Annotated in this window: 15 protein-coding genes; 9 read left to right on the top strand and 6 right to left on the bottom strand. The window is 42.1% G+C overall.

Features of this window, described 5'->3' with window-relative positions; genetic code table 11:
* Window positions 1-91 precede the first annotated feature (91 nt).
* Complete coding sequence (locus ACX17N_RS12020) at window positions 92-601, bottom strand: hypothetical protein (protein WP_458892807.1); 510 nt, start codon at window positions 599-601, stop codon at window positions 92-94.
* Window positions 602-841: 240 nt separating this feature from the next.
* Complete coding sequence (locus ACX17N_RS12015) at window positions 842-1273, bottom strand: glycine zipper domain-containing protein (RefSeq protein WP_458892806.1); 432 nt, start codon at window positions 1271-1273, stop codon at window positions 842-844.
* Window positions 1274-1632: 359 nt separating this feature from the next.
* Here ACX17N_RS12015 and prfA point away from each other — a divergent pair, with 359 nt between their 5' ends.
* Both prfA and prmC read left to right on the top strand, forming a co-directional pair.
* The gene (gene prfA, locus ACX17N_RS12010) at window positions 1633-2721 is read left to right on the top strand and encodes a peptide chain release factor 1 (RefSeq protein WP_458892805.1); all 1089 of its coding nucleotides are present in this window, start codon (window positions 1633-1635) and stop codon (window positions 2719-2721) included.
* Window positions 2721-3563, top strand: coding sequence for a peptide chain release factor N(5)-glutamine methyltransferase (prmC, locus tag ACX17N_RS12005; RefSeq protein ID WP_458892804.1), 843 nt, complete (start codon window positions 2721-2723; stop codon window positions 3561-3563). Before prfA ends, prmC begins: the two co-directional genes overlap by 1 nt.
* 115 nt (window positions 3564-3678) lie before the next feature.
* On the opposite strand, the gene ACX17N_RS12000 is transcribed toward prmC, so the two are convergent.
* The 3 genes from ACX17N_RS12000 to ACX17N_RS11990 form a co-directional block, all read right to left on the bottom strand.
* Window positions 3679-4590 carry a bestrophin family protein gene (locus ACX17N_RS12000; protein WP_458892877.1) on the bottom strand — a complete coding sequence of 304 codons (912 nt, stop codon included), beginning with the start codon at window positions 4588-4590 and terminating at the stop codon, window positions 3679-3681.
* A gap of 135 nt (window positions 4591-4725) precedes the next feature.
* Window positions 4726-5076: a hypothetical protein gene (locus tag ACX17N_RS11995; protein WP_458892803.1), complete on the bottom strand. Its 351-nt coding sequence runs from the start codon at window positions 5074-5076 to the stop codon at window positions 4726-4728.
* Between the two features lie 175 nt (window positions 5077-5251).
* A complete protein-coding gene (locus tag ACX17N_RS11990) occupies window positions 5252-6295 on the bottom strand; it encodes an AraC family transcriptional regulator (protein ID WP_458892802.1) in 1044 nt (347 codons plus the stop codon).
* Window positions 6296-6413: 118 nt separating this feature from the next.
* On the opposite strand from ACX17N_RS11990, the gene ACX17N_RS11985 reads away from it, so the two are divergent.
* From ACX17N_RS11985 to ACX17N_RS11955, 7 genes are all read left to right on the top strand, one after another.
* A complete protein-coding gene (locus ACX17N_RS11985) occupies window positions 6414-7184 on the top strand; it encodes a 3-hydroxyacyl-CoA dehydrogenase (RefSeq protein WP_458892801.1) in 771 nt (256 codons plus the stop codon).
* Between the two features lie 86 nt (window positions 7185-7270).
* The gene (locus ACX17N_RS11980) at window positions 7271-8407 is read left to right on the top strand and encodes an acyl-CoA dehydrogenase (protein WP_458892800.1); all 1137 of its coding nucleotides are present in this window, start codon (window positions 7271-7273) and stop codon (window positions 8405-8407) included.
* A 197-nt stretch (window positions 8408-8604) separates the two neighbouring features.
* A complete protein-coding gene (locus ACX17N_RS11975; RefSeq protein WP_458892799.1) occupies window positions 8605-10248 on the top strand; it encodes an AMP-binding protein in 1644 nt (547 codons plus the stop codon).
* Between the two features lie 202 nt (window positions 10249-10450).
* A complete protein-coding gene (locus ACX17N_RS11970) occupies window positions 10451-10921 on the top strand; it encodes a Csu type fimbrial protein (protein ID WP_458892798.1) in 471 nt (156 codons plus the stop codon).
* A 22-nt stretch (window positions 10922-10943) separates the two neighbouring features.
* Window positions 10944-11681: a fimbrial biogenesis chaperone gene (locus tag ACX17N_RS11965; protein ID WP_458892797.1), complete on the top strand. Its 738-nt coding sequence runs from the start codon at window positions 10944-10946 to the stop codon at window positions 11679-11681.
* Window positions 11682-11684: 3 nt separating this feature from the next.
* Window positions 11685-14069: a fimbria/pilus outer membrane usher protein gene (locus ACX17N_RS11960; RefSeq protein ID WP_458892796.1), complete on the top strand. Its 2385-nt coding sequence runs from the start codon at window positions 11685-11687 to the stop codon at window positions 14067-14069.
* On the top strand, window positions 14060-15082 hold the full coding sequence (locus tag ACX17N_RS11955; protein ID WP_458892795.1) for a Csu type fimbrial protein: 1023 nt from the start codon (window positions 14060-14062) through the stop codon (window positions 15080-15082). Before ACX17N_RS11960 ends, ACX17N_RS11955 begins: the two co-directional genes overlap by 10 nt.
* Here the strand turns inward: ACX17N_RS11955 and ACX17N_RS11950 are convergent.
* Complete coding sequence (locus ACX17N_RS11950) at window positions 15079-15558, bottom strand: Csu type fimbrial protein (protein ID WP_458892793.1); 480 nt, start codon at window positions 15556-15558, stop codon at window positions 15079-15081. The genes ACX17N_RS11955 and ACX17N_RS11950 overlap by 4 nt on opposite strands.
* Window positions 15559-15652 lie beyond the last annotated feature (94 nt).

The following is a 15652-nucleotide window of genomic DNA, read 5'->3' as shown; positions in this document are numbered from 1 at the left end:
ATACGATATAAGTTGAGCTTTGTATATCGTTAATATTCGATATATTGGCATCAGTGAAAAGAAAAGCATCCGAAGATGCTCTCATACAGGATTAATCATCCCAACGTTTTTTCTTGTAATGACCCAGATGACGGCCATTATCATGGCGGTAATTGCGATCATTATAACGTGCATTACTGTAGCGGTAATTGCGATCAGAACGGTAACCGCGATTATCATAACGCTCATCATCACGACGATCTTCTGAAACTTTACGACCCAGTGCTGAACCACCTGCTGCACCGACAGCTGCACCAATGTAACCGCCATTGGTTCCTGCCATGTTTTTACCCACGGTATAACCACCAGCACCACCTAAGCCCCCGCCGATTGCGGCTGCAGTTCTATTGCGTCGGTCACTTGCTGCTGCAGCACCGCCAGCACCACCGACAGCAGCACCAATCATTGCACCCGTTGTGCCGCCAAGTTGTTTCCCAATAGCGGTACCCGCCACACTGCCTAAAGCTGAGGTCGCTGCTACACGAGTACCATTGTCCGCATGTGCGGTTCCAATTAAGGTAGTTGCGATACACGTGGCATAAATAAAATGATTTAATTTCATGACAAACTCCATTCTTGATTTCGTTTTGTGCTTAAGGCTTATTTAAAACAATTGCAGTGACTGAAAACGCAAGACTGTGTGTTGATGAATGATGATTGTGTAATGACTTTGTATGTTGTCTTCATTAATTATTCATCATTAAAAGTAGGAGAGTCTTACCGAATTTAGGTTACGGCCGCCTGTGAGATCAGCACAAAACAAGCACCTTAAGGTGCTTGAATTGATTGATGCTTTGCAGCATTAATGGTAATGACGGTGGCGTTTTTTCCATTTGCGAGAAGATTTGGCTTTTTCTTCAGCTTTATCTTTGGAAATTTTATTACCTAATGCAGCACCACCTGCGGCACCGAGGGCTGAACCGATATAGCCACCACTTGTACCTCCCATGCTTTTACCGACGGTATAGCCTGTACCACCGCCTAAAGCACCACCAATTGCTGATTCTGTACGGTTACGTTTATCGCTTGCAACAGCCGCACCACCTGCACCACCGAGTGCTGCACCAATGGTTGCACCTGTGTTTCCACCCATGCTTTTACCTACTGCTGTGCCTGCAACACTGCCGAGTGCACTTGCCGCGGCAACGCGTGTAGTGCTGTCTGCATGTGCGTTGATGGTCATCATTGATGAGGCAGCCAATGCCGTACTTAATAAAACAACATTTAGTTTCATGGTGTTCTCCATGTCCAAACTACGGACGTAATATATTTTTGATGCGGCAAATGTAACAAAAGGCATCTTCGCAAATATGGAGAGCAGCACTGAATGTTGTGCGGTTCGGTGAGTGCTTTGTATAAGTTTGATTAAAATTGGCGATTTAATGAGTTATTTTGCGCTGAATGGTTATTCTGTAACCGCTATTGTTTCTACACTTTATGGATTCTCGAGCGTGCCAGTTGAAAATGATTGTGAGCTGATTTGGCTTCTATAATAAAGATGTCTTTTCAATAGCGGAATCGGTAAACTATGCGCAATTTTGAAATTGTGCAGCCTGATTTGGGACTGCTTTAGCTATTGAGATTGATTAAACAATGAAAGAATCGTTGCGCTTACGATTAGATCAACTTTCTGACCGTCATGAAGAATTAACAGCTTTGTTGGCTGATATTGAAGTTATTTCAGATAACAAACGTTTTCGTCAATTATCACGTGAACATAATGATTTAACTGAAATTACAGAAGTGTGGGCGAAATATAAACAGGCAGAGGAAGATATTGAAACTGCTGAAGCGATGTTGTCTGACCCAGACTTTAAAGAAATGGCACAAGAAGAGATTAAGGAAAACAAATCGATTATTGAGCAGCTTGAGGCTGATTTAAATATTCTGATGATTCCGAAAGATCCAAATGATGCAAACTCCGCTTATTTGGAAATCCGTGCCGGAACAGGTGGTGATGAGGCGGCAATTTTCTCGGGTGATTTATTTCGGATGTATAGTAAATACGCCGAGTCACAGGGCTGGCGCATTGAAATCCTTTCTGAAAATGAGGGAGAGCATGGCGGCTTTAAAGAAGTAATCTGTTTAGTCAATGGTGAAGGCGTTTATGGTCGCTTGAAATTCGAGAGTGGTGCGCATCGTGTTCAACGCGTACCTGCAACTGAATCTCAAGGTCGTGTGCATACCTCCGCTTGTACCGTCGCAATTTTGCCAGAAATTGATGTGGATACGACCGTAGATATTAATCCATCGGATTTGCGTATTGATACTTATCGTGCATCGGGCGCGGGTGGTCAGCACGTCAACAAAACCGATTCTGCTGTACGTATTACGCATATTCCAACAGGCACAGTGGTTGAATGTCAGGAAGAGCGTTCACAGCATAAGAACAAGGCTAAAGCGATGGCGTTACTGGCTTCACGTTTAGAAAATGCTAAACGTGCCGCAGCAGATGCTGCGACTTCAGAAATGCGTCGGGACTTGGTTGGTTCTGGTGACCGTTCTGAGCGGATTCGTACCTATAACTATCCTCAAGGACGTATGACTGACCACCGTATTAACTTAACCTTATATAAGTTGGATGCTGTAATGGAAGGGGATTTAACGGAATTACTCGACAGTCTGCATCGTGAATATCAAGCTGATCAGTTGGCGTTGCTTGCACAGCAGAATGGTGGTTAATGAATATTGCTGAGGCGTTGGCGGTTCGTGGTGAAGTTGATAGCTACGAACGTCAGGAGAATGCATGGTTACTTGAGCATTTGCTTAAGATGTCAGCTTTAGAATTACGCTTTCGTTTGGATCAGGAGTTACTGGTCGAACAAGAGCTAGCTTATCTTGAGGGTTTGAAGCGCATTGAAAATGGTGAGCCGCTGGCTTATGTCCTAGGTTCTCAGCCGTTTTGGACACTCGATCTGAAAGTGACACCCGATACCTTAGTGCCCCGTCCTGACACCGAAATTTTGGTAGAAACTTGTTTGAATCTGGATCTGCCTGCACATGCTACAGTGATTGACTTAGGCACAGGAACGGGTGCAATCGCCTTGTCTTTGGCGAGTGAACGACCACTTTGGTCAGTCATGGCAACGGATATTTACCCACCTACTTTAGCTGTGGCACAAGAAAATGCTATAGCGCATGGCTTGGAGCGCGTGCAGTTTGCGTGTGGCGCTTGGTATGCTGCACTGTCCTCTTGTGCAGATAAACGCTTTAATTTAATTGTGTCTAATCCACCTTATATTGCGGCAGATGATGCACATATGGCTGCATTGGCCAGTGAACCAGAACGCGCTTTGGTTGCTGCACAGCATGGTTTGGCAGATATTGATGTGATTATTCGCGAAGGTAAAGATTGGTTGCTGCCTCAAGGTTGGATCGCCCTTGAGCATGGTTATGAGCAAGCCTGTGCTGTTCAGCAAATATTTGCCGATGCAGGATTTAGCCATATTCGTACCATTAAGGACTATGGCGGCAATGATCGCGTGACCTTGGCTCAACTGCTTGAGTCATCAGGCAAGTTTTAACGGGTCTTGCTATTTTGTCCCTTGGACGAATCATAAAAAAAGCACAACTTTTAGGTTGTGCTTTTTTTATTTAGACGGGCTTGTCACCCTAAAATGCTGCCAATTTGCCTTGAGATTAGGTTAAGTTGCTTTTCACAAGTTGGATGACAGGTGGGAGTTCTACACCGAGGGATTCCGACATTTCACGTTCAATTAAACGGACAATTGAATCGAGTGGTAAATCATTGTCTTGTAGGCCAAATGGTTCTTCAATTTGTGCACTAAGTGCATCTAAACCTAAAAATAGGTAGGCAATCAGTCCCACTAAAATCGGGGTCCAAATTCCCAAACTGGCTTCGAGACTAAAGGGTAAAATTAGACAAAAACAATAGACGGTACGATGCAACAACACCGAATAAGAAAAGGGTAAGGGTGTGCTGAGAATACGATCACAACCAGCTTGAATATTGCCTAAATCGACAATGTGCTGATTCAGCCCGTTATAGAGAATATCTGAAATTTGTCCCTGACGAAGGGCTTGCACCAAGTCTTTTTGAATGCTTTCTAAGACAAATTGTGAAGCATTAATTTTTTGAGTTAACTGTTGAAATTGTTCAGGAGTGTAGCCGACTTTATCTCGATAAAAATCGAAATTCTGCTGTTGTGCTCTTAGGCGGTCACGGAGTAAATGGGTAAACAGCATGACCCGATACATGAAGATGTTACGTTGCACATCATTCAAGATATGCGTATCTCTGGAAATATGACGTGAATTGGCGATGAGCGCTCCCCAGAGTTTGCGACCTTCCCACCAACGTTCATAACAGGCATTGTTGCGGAAGCTTAAAAAAATGGAAAGAATCACGCCAAAAATGGTAAAACCAATGGCCGGCACAGCAGGGACGGTAAAAAATTGGTGGGAAGATAGATAAACCAGAACTGCCGAAATCAAGACGACAATTAACAGTGCAGGTAATACCGTAGGTAAAATTGTGCCCGACCAAGCAAAAAGTAGAGTAAAGCTATTATTTTTATCCCGAACAATCATTTTCATTTACCGTTTGTAAAACAGAGACAGTGTTTCATAGGGTAATGTGGCGATGCAAGAGACGAGTACGGCATCCCTATTAAAAAAGACGACAGGGTTGTCGTCTTTTTTAGAACTTGAATGGTGTGATGAGCATTAGACAAAATAGTCGACAGAAATGTCTGAAACTTCGACTTGAGCAAAGGCATCAATTTCTTCTGCCAAGCATAACGCAATAATTTTAGAGGCTTGAGTGAGCGACGTTGCTTGAGTCAGGTGTTCGCCTGTTTGCAACTGAGCAATCGCTTCATCACTGATATCGAGGGCCTTGGCCTTGGCCAAAGCATCTTTCTGTGCAAAAAATTGTGCAATCACATTTTGCAATTCAATCTCAGATAAGTCTAAAAGACTTTGTCCGAATAATTCATCTAATTCAGTTGCAGAGTTTAGGGAGGTTGTGAAATTTTGGACTAGATTTTGATCGAGTACATCAATCATCTTGAACATAACATTGACCTTGATAGAAAGGTGATAAAACAGGAGGAGTACAGCCGAAATAAGCATGAATTCATGCTTTAAATTGATTGAAAAATATACTAAATCGCAAAAAGATGCAATGAAAGCGGATGACTGAGGAGTCGAGCAAAACTTCGCAGTCATGGCTTGAAATGATAAGACGGGTTTAGTCCTTTAATTGACGGTAAGTGCCAGGGCTAAGTCCCGTCCACTTTTTGAAGGCACGATGAAATGCACTCGGGTCATGAAAATTCAGTTCGTCACTAATGTCATGTAAGGGTTTATCAGTTTTACTTAATAGTTCAATTGCGGTGTCGCGGCGGATATCATTTTTTAATTGTTGGTAACTACAACCTTCACTTTTTAGGCGGCGTTGAATGGTGGCTTCTGACATGTTGAGTTGTTGTGCCAAAGCATTCAGTTCAATCCATTGTGCAGGTGGAACTTGTAAAAGGTATTTGCGAATTTGGGTGCTCAGTGCATTGGGATTTTTAAAGCGAACCAGTAGATTATGTGGTGTTTGAGAGATAAAGGCATACCACGATTTTTTGTCCTGTTTAATTTTGATGTCTAAATATTCGCGGTCAAATTCGACACTGTTTTGCGTGGCAAGATAATGAATGTTGGAACAGAAGCGGACACGATAATCTTCATCATCTAAAGGTTTTTCACATTTGAGTTGAATTTGATTTAAAACAATGCGTTGCCCACTTAGCCAACAAATTAAGGTGTGTACCAACATGAGATAGGTGGCATAACTGAACATGCGCTTGGGCTGTTTTTTGTCGTGAATGACAATACAAGCAAGCTTGTCTTCCAGACAAAGCTCACTCTGAAAATCATCTAATATGAAATTTAAAAATTTTAGAATATCTTTGAGTGCATTTTCTAAGGTTTCACATTGCATTACTGCTTTAGAAATAAATTGATAACTCCCGCGGCGCATGGCGTGCTGATCCATCCCAAAGAATTCATCATTCATACTATTGGCCAGCTCAATCCACAGTTGCGCGTATTGTGAAATTGAGACTCGGGCTTTACTCGACAGCATCAGCTCAGGTTGAATGCCAGCTCGGTGTAGAATTTCTTGAATATTCATGCCCTGATGATGTGCCGCAAGAATGGCTTCATGTACCAGACTGATTGAAATACTGCTTTTGTCATAGGTTAATTGTTGTTCGTTCACATACTGTTCCAAATTGCCTGACATAAAACTGTCCAAATCCATCATGAAGAATGCAATATTTGGAAATTGTACTCAAGCTTGACAGTGTTTACTCTGCAGCTAAAGTCGAGTATGAACTTGCAAAAAAAGATAGGACAGGGAAATGAAAATTCAAAATAAAGTATTTGTGGTTACAGGCGGTGCATCAGGTTTAGGTGCAGCAACAGTGAAATTTTTAGTCCATGCCGGTGCGCGTGTTGCTTTTGTCGATATGAATCAGGAACTGGGCTATGCATTAAAACAACATTTGGGTGATAACTCAAAATTCTATCCTCTCGATGTCACCAATGAACAGGCTGTGAAATCGTTTTTTCTGAATGTGGAGCAGGATTTTGGTCAACTCAATGGCTTGGTTAATTGCGCAGGGATTGCACCTTCAGCAAAAGTCTTAGGTCGAGAAGGTTTACACGACTTAGCGCTGTTTCAGAAGGTGCTGGATGTGAATGTGACGGGCAGTTTTAACATGATTCGTTTTGCAGCAGAGTTAATGGCGAAATATGAACTGCAAAATGATGAAGAAGACCGTGGTGTGATTATTAATACTGCTTCGGTTGCTGCTTATGATGGTCAAATTGGTCAAGCCGCATATTCTGCATCTAAAGGTGCAATTGTCGCGATGACGTTACCACTGGCTCGAGAGCTGGCGCGTAATGCAATTCGAGTGATGACCATTGCCCCGGGCATTATGGAAACCCCGATGCTGAAAGGTATGCCACAAAATGTACAAGATGCTTTGGGGCAAATGGTGCCTTTCCCGCCACGTTTGGCGAAACCAGAGGAATTTGCCAGTTTAGTGGGACATATTCTGGAAAATAATTATTTAAATGGTGAAGTCATTCGCTTAGATGGTGCCATCCGTATGGCTGCCAAGTAGGTTTGATCGTTTTAAGACACATGACGTAAACCTAACAGCACAAATGGGAAGTGCAACCTTAAATAATCAAAGAATTGAGAATCAGCATGATATTAAATGATGACCAAAAAATGGTGCAGGATATGCTGCGCGATTTTGCCCAGACTCAACTTAAGCCGACTGCCGCAGAACGAGATAAAACAGCTCGATTTCCAGCAGCAGAGTTAAAGCAGCTGGGTGAGTTAGGTGCATTAGGGATGACCATTCCTCAAGAATGGGGTGGTGCAGGCATGGATTATGTATCACTGGTTTTGGCCTTGGAAGAAATTGCTGCGGGTGATGGAGCCATCTCGACCATTGTGAGTGTACAAAACTCTTTACCCTGTGGCATTACCTATAAATATGGAACAGAACAACAAAAGCAAAAATATCTGCCGAAACTCGCTTCGGGGGAATGGTTAGGTTGCTTTTGCCTGACTGAACCACAAGCAGGTTCAGATGCGGGAGCATTGCAATGCCGTGCAGAACGAGATGGTGATACGTGGGTGCTAAATGGCACCAAACAATTTATTACCACGGGTAAACATGCACAATTGGCGATTGTCTTCGCAGTGACCGATAAGCAAGCGGGTAAAAAAGGCATTTCCTGTTTCTTAGTTCCTACGGATACACCGGGTTATATTGTTTCACGTATTGAAGAAAAGATGGGGCAACACTGTTCGGATACAGCCACCATTGTGTTTGAGAACTGCCGTATACCTGCTGAAAATATTCTAGGTGAGGAAGGACAGGGTTATAAAATTGCCTTGTCTAATTTGGAATCGGGGCGTATTGGAATTGCCGCTCAATCCGTCGGGATGGCACGAGCAGCGTTGGATGCAGCCTTAGAATATGCCAATCAGCGTAAAACTTTTGGGGTTGAGCTGGTACAACATCAGGCGGTGGCATTTCGTTTGGCTGATATGGCGACACAAATCGAAGCGGCAAGACAACTGATCTTGCATGCTGCAAGTTTAAAAGATGCTGGGCTTCCCTGTTTGAAGGAAGCTTCTATGGCGAAATTATTTGCATCCACCATGGCTGAAAAAGTGTGTTCTGACGCGATTCAGATTCACGGGGGGTATGGCTATGTCAATGATTTCCCAGTGGAACGCATTTATCGTGATGTGCGTGTCAGCCAGATTTATGAGGGTGCATCAGACATTCAGCGACTCTTGATTGCCCGAGAGATTACCCAAGTTTAAAGAAAATTGCACATTGAAAGCGTATGTTTTCAATGTGCATAAAACAGCAAACATATTGATGGATTTGGAAATTGCTGCAATGGCTAAGACATGATTAGCTTAGACCATACCACCCAATCTGAGCATGGATTGGGGAAAACAATAAAAGAGGAAAAGACAAAGCGAGAGGCTTTGCAAAAGGGAACGAGGTTGTGGTCATGAAGACATTGGTACAAGCCCATGAAGAATTTAATCTGGAACAGGCTATTCAAGAACAATTGCTAGGACATCCACAGGCGATCAATGCCTATGTTGAATGTTGCGAACGCTATTTGGGTCAGCACAAAACAGCACTGCTTTGGGAAGGCAAACAGGGTGAATCGCAGTCTTGGAGTTTTGAGCAACTGGCGGAAGCTTCAGGTCAATTAGCCAATTATTTGCTTCAAATTGGCATTCAGGCTGGCGATTGTGTGGCTGGGTTGCTACCAAGAACTCCAGAATTGTTAATCACGGTACTGGCGACTTGGCGTATTGGTGCAGTTTATCAACCTTTGTTCACGGCATTTGAATCTAAGGCGATTGAACATCGAATAGATGTTGCCAAAACACAGCTTATTGTGACCAACAGTGAGCAACGCATTAAACTCAATCAAGTTGAAATTCCACATATTTTAACCGTTCATGCGGGTCAAGATGGGATTCAGACAGATCCAGATTTTTGGCAAGAACTTGCGGCACAGCACTCGAACTGTCCTGCAGTGATGCGTCATTTTGATGATGACTTCTTGATGATGTTTACCTCAGGTACGACGGGGTTGGCAAAATCAGTCCCTGTACCGTTGCGTGCGATTTTAGCTTTTAAAGGCTATATGACGCATGCAGTCGATTTGCGTGAGGAAGATTCCTTCTGGAACTTGGCGGATCCGGGCTGGGCTTATGGTTTGTACTACGGCATAACAGGCCCACTCAGTTTAGGGCACAGTATTATTATGGATGAGCGACCATTTAGTGTGGATCAGGCCATCGAAATTTTAAAAAAGTATCAGGTTTCCAATTTAACCGGTTCACCAACGGCATTCCGTATGTTTTTTGGGTTTAAAGAAAAATTTGATCAATCCATTCAACAGCACCTCCGTGTGGTCAGCAGTGCGGGTGAACCGCTCACTCCTGAAGTGATTCATTGGTTTAATCATGATTTAAATGTCAATATTTATGACCAATATGGTCAGACCGAATTAGGTATGGTTATTGCGAATCATCATGCATTAGCTCACCCTAAAAAAGTTGGTTCTGCGGGCTTTGCAATCCCTGGGCATCGCTTCGCAGTCCTTAATTCTGAGCATCAAGAGCTGGCCGAAGGTGAGGCTGGAACTTTAGCCATTGACTGCTCGCAATCACCTTTGTTCTGGTTTAAAGGCTATGAAGGAAAAAACCGAAAATCATTTGTGGGGCAATATTATTTAACGGGTGATACCGTTCAGTTAAATGAATTTGGCGGGATTGATTTTATTGGTCGTGCTGACGATGTCATTACAACGTCAGGCTATCGAGTTGGCCCTTTTGATGTGGAGAGCACTTTATTAGAATGTGAAGAAGTGTTGGAGTCTGCCGTTATTGGTAAGCCTGATCCAGAGCGCACTGAAATCGTCAAAGCTTTTGTGGTCTTAAAGTCGCAATATTCTGCGAGTGAGAATCTGAAGAACCAACTGCAACAGTATGTGCGTTCACGATTATCTAAACATGCCTATCCTAAAGAAATTGAATTTGTATTGAGCTTGCCGAAAACATCGAGTGGTAAAATACAGCGTAATTTGCTTAAACAACAGGAAATTGCTTTACAGCAAATCCAGAAGGCAGGCTAAGCTTTTTGTGAATTGATAAACTCTTGCTCTTGCACCCGAAAGGGTGCTTTTTTTGTACAAAATTCAGGCTTTTTTAGAGTAAAAGCTCTGTTTTTTATGTAATTTAAATTTTTGTAAAAAGCCTTTACAGATATTTTTTCACCGATATAATCCAAAACAATTAATTTAAATGTGTTGCAAGTCACTTTATTTGGGGTTATTTATGAAAAAAATCATTCTTTCTGCGATTTTTGCAACTTCTGCATGTTCAGCAATCGTCACGCATGCAGCAGGTACAGATTCAGCTGAGTTTCAAGTAAAAATTACCGTGAATGAATCTTGCAAATTTTCATCAGCACAGCATGTTGAGTTTAATGCTGTAGATCGCTCTACCAAAGCAGGCAGCACCGCTAAAGGTCAACTTAATGTAACTTGTACCAAAAATACCCCATATAAAATTGCTCTTGAGGGTACGGGTGCTATGAGCAATACTAATCTTTCATCTTCAAGCAAAGTTCCATATAAATTATATCAAGATGCGGCTCGTACTGCAGAGTGGGATGCAAGCAATTTACTTTCTAAAACAGGTAATGGTAAAGATCAAGCCATTCCAGTCTATGCGAAATTAGCTGGCGATACCAATGTGGAAGCAGGTAACTACGTTGATACAGTTATTGCGACGGTAACTTATTAATTTTTATTCAAGGGTCAAGCGAGTGAAGCAATATATCAACACATCTATTTCTTGTATTTGTACTGCTGTTGCTTCACTCCTTTCCGCGCCTGTGTATGCTGCGAGTTTGCAGGTTTCACCTATCTCGGTTAGTTTTGCTCCGCAAGAAAAAGCCAAAGAAATTTGGTTAACCAATACCAGTGATCAGCCCATTCGTGCGCAAACTCGGGTATTGAGTTGGGTTCAAAGCAATGCTCAGGAACAACTCGATCCTTCACGTGATTTAGTGGCAAGCCCATCGATTACTGAAATTAAAGCAGGTGATCGTCAGCTTATTCGTGTGTTACGGATTAATGCGAAAAATACTGGGGTAGAACAAACCTACCGACTATTAATCGATGAGCTACCAAGCTCAGCACAGAGCACGCAACAAGTGGGTTTGCAATTGTTGCTGCAATATTCAATTCCTGTATTTATTCAACCAGCAGAATCAATTACTGCTAAAAATGGTTTAACTTCCTTAGATCAAGTAGTTTTCAAATACCAACAACAGCAATTAATAGTGACCAATCATAACAAGAGTCACATTCGACTGAGTGAACTCACTTATATCAATCCGAATGGTGAAACAATTCCGTTAATTAATGGATTGGTGGGTTATATCCATAATGGCCAGACCATGAAGTGGAGCGTTCCTTTTACACCACAAATGCAGCCCAACGGCAAATTTTCTGCACGTATTAATACAGATGGATTAGCACAAACCTTGCCTATCCAATAAATTATGATGGGGAAGTTGGTTTACTGGAACACATTGGCTCGGGTGTTATTTTGCTCCTGTAGTTTTACTTTATATCTGCCAGTTACTTGGGCAAATGAAGAGGGGTTACCGAATCCGGTTATTCATGAGCAAGAACTGTACTTAAGTGTGGTCCTGAATCAATCAGCGAGTTCCGTATTTGGTCACTTTATACAAACCAAGCCATCCTTACTGATTTCGCGTGAAACGCTACAAGAATTGAATCTCAAGGTGAATGTACCGGATGCTGTTGATCATACAGGCTTTGTTGCGTTAAGCGATATTCAGGGTTTGACTTATCACTATCATGCAGCGGAACAACAAATTGAACTCAGTGTCCCTGCCGAAATTCTCCAGACGCAGACGACCTCGGGTTTTATTCAGATTCCCGCAGCAAAAGTGAATCCAGAACAGATCAAACCTGGGCTGCTGTTTAATTATGATCTTTATACACAGGCGACTGAAGATCTCTGGTCTTTAAGCGGCTGGAATGAGTTGCGCCTGTTCGGTGTGGGGACTGGAAATATTTTTAGTATTTCAGCCAATCATGCCTATACCAAGAGTCAAGCTGCAGATGACCTTTCAAGTCAAATTTTAGATAGCTATTGGCAAAAAGATTTTGCAGATCGAAGCATTAGTCTCATTGTTGGGGATAGTCAGTCACGCGCCTTGGATTGGACTCGTTCCACTCGGATCTCGGGGTTAAAGATTACCAAGAATTTTAATTTGCAACCTTATCAGGTCACGTCACCACTCGCATCATTTAAGGGTTCTGTCCTTGTACCATCAACGGTCGATTTATTAATTAACGGGATTCAGCAGAGTAGCAGTGAAGTTTTGCCCGGACAGTTTGATATACAAGCGGCACCATCCATTTCTGGGGCAGGCAATGCTCAGCTTGTAATTACCGATTTAAACGGTCAGCAACGTGTGGTGAATTTTTCTTTATTTGGTACTACACAATTATTACAGCAAGGATTGTCTGACTGGGAGCTAAATTTAGGCGTCAATAAACTCGATTATGCTGTAAAGTCATTTAGTTATGGTAATGAACCTGTGGCTAACGCGACCTATAGATTTGGTTTAAGCAATAATACAACTGTAGAAAGCCATGCTGAATATTCTAGTGACGTGGCTATGGCTGGTTTAGGCTGGGTACATCGCTTACCGAATACGTGGGGATTATTAAATGGTTCCTATAGTTACAGCGAACTTGAACAACAAGCTGGGCAATCTTTTTCGATTGGATATGAGTGGAATAATCCCATTTTTAATATTTCACTGCGTCATCAGCAAACTGATGGTGCTTTTGGTGATTTGGCCAGCGCACAGGGTTATGATTATATCAAACGTTCAGATCATGCTTTTTTGGGGATTAATACCGATTTTGGTCAATTCGGTGGCAGCTATATTGCGCAAAAATATCAAAATACCGAAAATGAATACTTGGTCTTTAATTGGTCCTATTATTTTCCTTCAAAAAAATATCTAACTTTTAATACCACCCGTAACTTGAATGATCAAGAAAACACGTTCTTTTTGTCTTTGAATATTCCACTGGATCGTCAGCGTAATGCAACGTTGAATGCACAAAAAGATACCGAGCGAAATAAGTTATCCGCCAATATCCGGAAGTCAGCTTTGCAAGATCAGGATGATTGGGGTTGGCAAAGTAATCTTGAATATAGTGATGATGAAAATTTCAGCCTACAAGGTCAGATTCAGCGCGAAACTCAAGTGGGTGAGTGGGATGCGGGTTTTCAAACGGCAAAAATTAATGCCGAAGACTATACCACCTTGGTTGGCTCAGCACGCGGCAGTGTAGTGATGATGGAAAAATCTGTTTTTCCAATGCGTCAGTCCTTAAACTCGTTTGCTGTGGTGTCAACCGAAGGTGTGGCAGATATTCCTGTTCGCCTAGAAAATCGAGTGGTGGGTAAAACCAATCGCAGAGGATTATTATTGATTGATGCTTTAAATCCTTATCAGCATAATGATATTTCAATTGATACTTTAGATTTGCCTTTAGAATACAAGATTGAAACCACCCGTATTGATGCCGTGCCTTATAACGCCAGTGGTGTTGCGATTAATTTTCCAGTTTATAAAATCAGATCCATTCAGTTGATTGCACTGGACTCATCGGCAAAAGCATTGAAAATGGGAAGTCGGGTATGGGTACAAGATTCACCACCAGATTTAGAGCGTGTTGAAACAACAATTGTGGGACGTGAAGGGATGATTTATCTAGAGAATCCGACTTCAAACCTACTTTATGTAGAGCAGGATGGTGTTATTTGTCAGCTCAAGTTGCCAGATTTTCAACATCAATACGGTTTTCTCGATTTAGGGAGTATCCAATGTCAGTGATCATGTCTGGTTTTAAATTAAAAAGAAATGTCATCCTGATCGTTATGTATTGGGTACTCGGCCTAATTTCGATGCTTGGTTTACAGCTGGTTAGTACTTCGGCTCATGCAGCTAAAAGCTCAGGTTCGTGCTGGTTGTCTGGTACAACCTTAAGTTTTGGTTCAGTGACTGGTAAAGGGAAAAGTAATTATGCAAACCTGCAAATTACATGTAATCAGTATAATCAAACCCAAACGGTCAATGTTGCACTCTGCCCTTATATAACCGCAGGAGGGCTAGGGCTGCTGAATAATAGACGCTTAATGGTGAAGTACGGGGCAGTACATAGTTATTTGAGTTATGATTTATTTTATGATGCAGCCTTAACCAGACGTATTGATACGCAAGCCAATGCTTCGACATTAAATTGTACCTATCAAACATTTTCTGTAAATGAAGATGAGAAAGTTTTTACTATTCCGATCTATGGTTTGGTGTATTCAGGGCAAAATGTGCCAGAAGGTAGTTTTGATAACAATAATAACACCCAAGTCTATTTACTTTACGCCTTTAGTGAAGATGAACGACCGAGTAAAGAAGATGCAATTACGGCAACCCAGTCTAAGCCTGGAACAAATAGTTTGAATGTTACGGCAAACTTTGAGAATAGCTGTAACCTGATTTCTGCATCGGATTTAAATTTTGGTCAAATCAATGATTTTTCTAAAGCGGTAACCAGTAGTACACGTGTCACTTTGTCTTGTCCGAGCAATACAAACTGGAAGGTCGGGTTAGATCAAGGTTTAAATTATGACGGCACTACGCGTCGTATGCGCAATGGAGCTGACTATATCGGCTATGAGCTTTATCAAGATGCAGGCTATCGTCAGCCTTGGAACACTACCGATGCCTCTCAGGGCACAGGTACGAATGGTACTCAAATTATTCAGATCTATGGCAAAGTACCCCAAAGTGCAGTTGTTGTTCCACCTGGGGAATACCAAGATACCATTACCATTACCTTAACCTATTAATAGGTAATCACAGCCGTGACTTTGTCGGTATAGGTTCCTGCCGGGACATTGGTATCCCTTTGATCAATGCTTCCCCAAACAGGAACTTTCTGGGTTTTTCCTGTACCGGTATCGCGGTAGCTGTTTTGGTTGTCACTGCCCCAAGGGTTTGTGCGGCTAGCATCTTGATATAAAACATAGGGAATACTAACCGTGCTGCTGTCGGCTGCCATCATTTTTCTTTGGCTTTGCAAGGCAATATTATAAGGTGTGCCTTGTGTGCAGGTAATAGCAAGCTGAGTATTCTGCATACTTGCTTTAGCTGAGCGATTCACTGTACCAAAATCAAGGGCTGTACCATCGGCAGTGGTGATGTTGCACATCTCTTTAATGGTAATGCTGACATTAAACGAGGTTGAGTCTTGCTGGGCTGCATAGACGATAAACGACGCTGCCATTAATGAACCCGCAAAAAGTACCGAATAATATAATTTCATGAAGTGTTTAGGTGTTTATGACTCTTAGTTTTAGTTCAGCATACCTGATTTTTATGAACGATTCTTTTCCTAAATTTAATGATTGTTCAAATTC

The organism is Acinetobacter sp. GXMZU3951, assembly GCF_054457875.1.
The sequence above is the reverse complement of the archived record's forward strand: the minus strand, read 5'-3'. Positions and strand labels throughout refer to the sequence as shown.

What these genes read in the sequence shown, in the direction of transcription:
- ACX17N_RS12020 (WP_458892807.1), bottom strand. Translation starts at nt 601, where the DNA reads ATGAAATTAAATCATTTTATTTATGCCACGTGTATCGCAACTACCTTA.
- prmC (WP_458892804.1), top strand. Translation starts at nt 2,721, where the DNA reads ATGAATATTGCTGAGGCGTTGGCGGTTCGTGGTGAAGTTGATAGCTAC.
- ACX17N_RS11955 (WP_458892795.1), top strand. Translation starts at nt 14,060, where the DNA reads ATGTCAGTGATCATGTCTGGTTTTAAATTAAAAAGAAATGTCATCCTG.
- ACX17N_RS11980 (WP_458892800.1), top strand. Translation starts at nt 7,271, where the DNA reads ATGATATTAAATGATGACCAAAAAATGGTGCAGGATATGCTGCGCGAT.
- ACX17N_RS11960 (WP_458892796.1), top strand. Translation starts at nt 11,685, where the DNA reads ATGATGGGGAAGTTGGTTTACTGGAACACATTGGCTCGGGTGTTATTT.
- ACX17N_RS11995 (WP_458892803.1), bottom strand. Translation starts at nt 5,076, where the DNA reads ATGTTCAAGATGATTGATGTACTCGATCAAAATCTAGTCCAAAATTTC.
- ACX17N_RS12015 (WP_458892806.1), bottom strand. Translation starts at nt 1,273, where the DNA reads ATGAAACTAAATGTTGTTTTATTAAGTACGGCATTGGCTGCCTCATCA.
- ACX17N_RS11975 (WP_458892799.1), top strand. Translation starts at nt 8,605, where the DNA reads ATGAAGACATTGGTACAAGCCCATGAAGAATTTAATCTGGAACAGGCT.
- ACX17N_RS11990 (WP_458892802.1), bottom strand. Translation starts at nt 6,295, where the DNA reads ATGTCAGGCAATTTGGAACAGTATGTGAACGAACAACAATTAACCTAT.
- ACX17N_RS11970 (WP_458892798.1), top strand. Translation starts at nt 10,451, where the DNA reads ATGAAAAAAATCATTCTTTCTGCGATTTTTGCAACTTCTGCATGTTCA.
- ACX17N_RS11985 (WP_458892801.1), top strand. Translation starts at nt 6,414, where the DNA reads ATGAAAATTCAAAATAAAGTATTTGTGGTTACAGGCGGTGCATCAGGT.
- ACX17N_RS12000 (WP_458892877.1), bottom strand. Translation starts at nt 4,590, where the DNA reads ATGATTGTTCGGGATAAAAATAATAGCTTTACTCTACTTTTTGCTTGG.
- ACX17N_RS11950 (WP_458892793.1), bottom strand. Translation starts at nt 15,558, where the DNA reads ATGAAATTATATTATTCGGTACTTTTTGCGGGTTCATTAATGGCAGCG.
- prfA (WP_458892805.1), top strand. Translation starts at nt 1,633, where the DNA reads ATGAAAGAATCGTTGCGCTTACGATTAGATCAACTTTCTGACCGTCAT.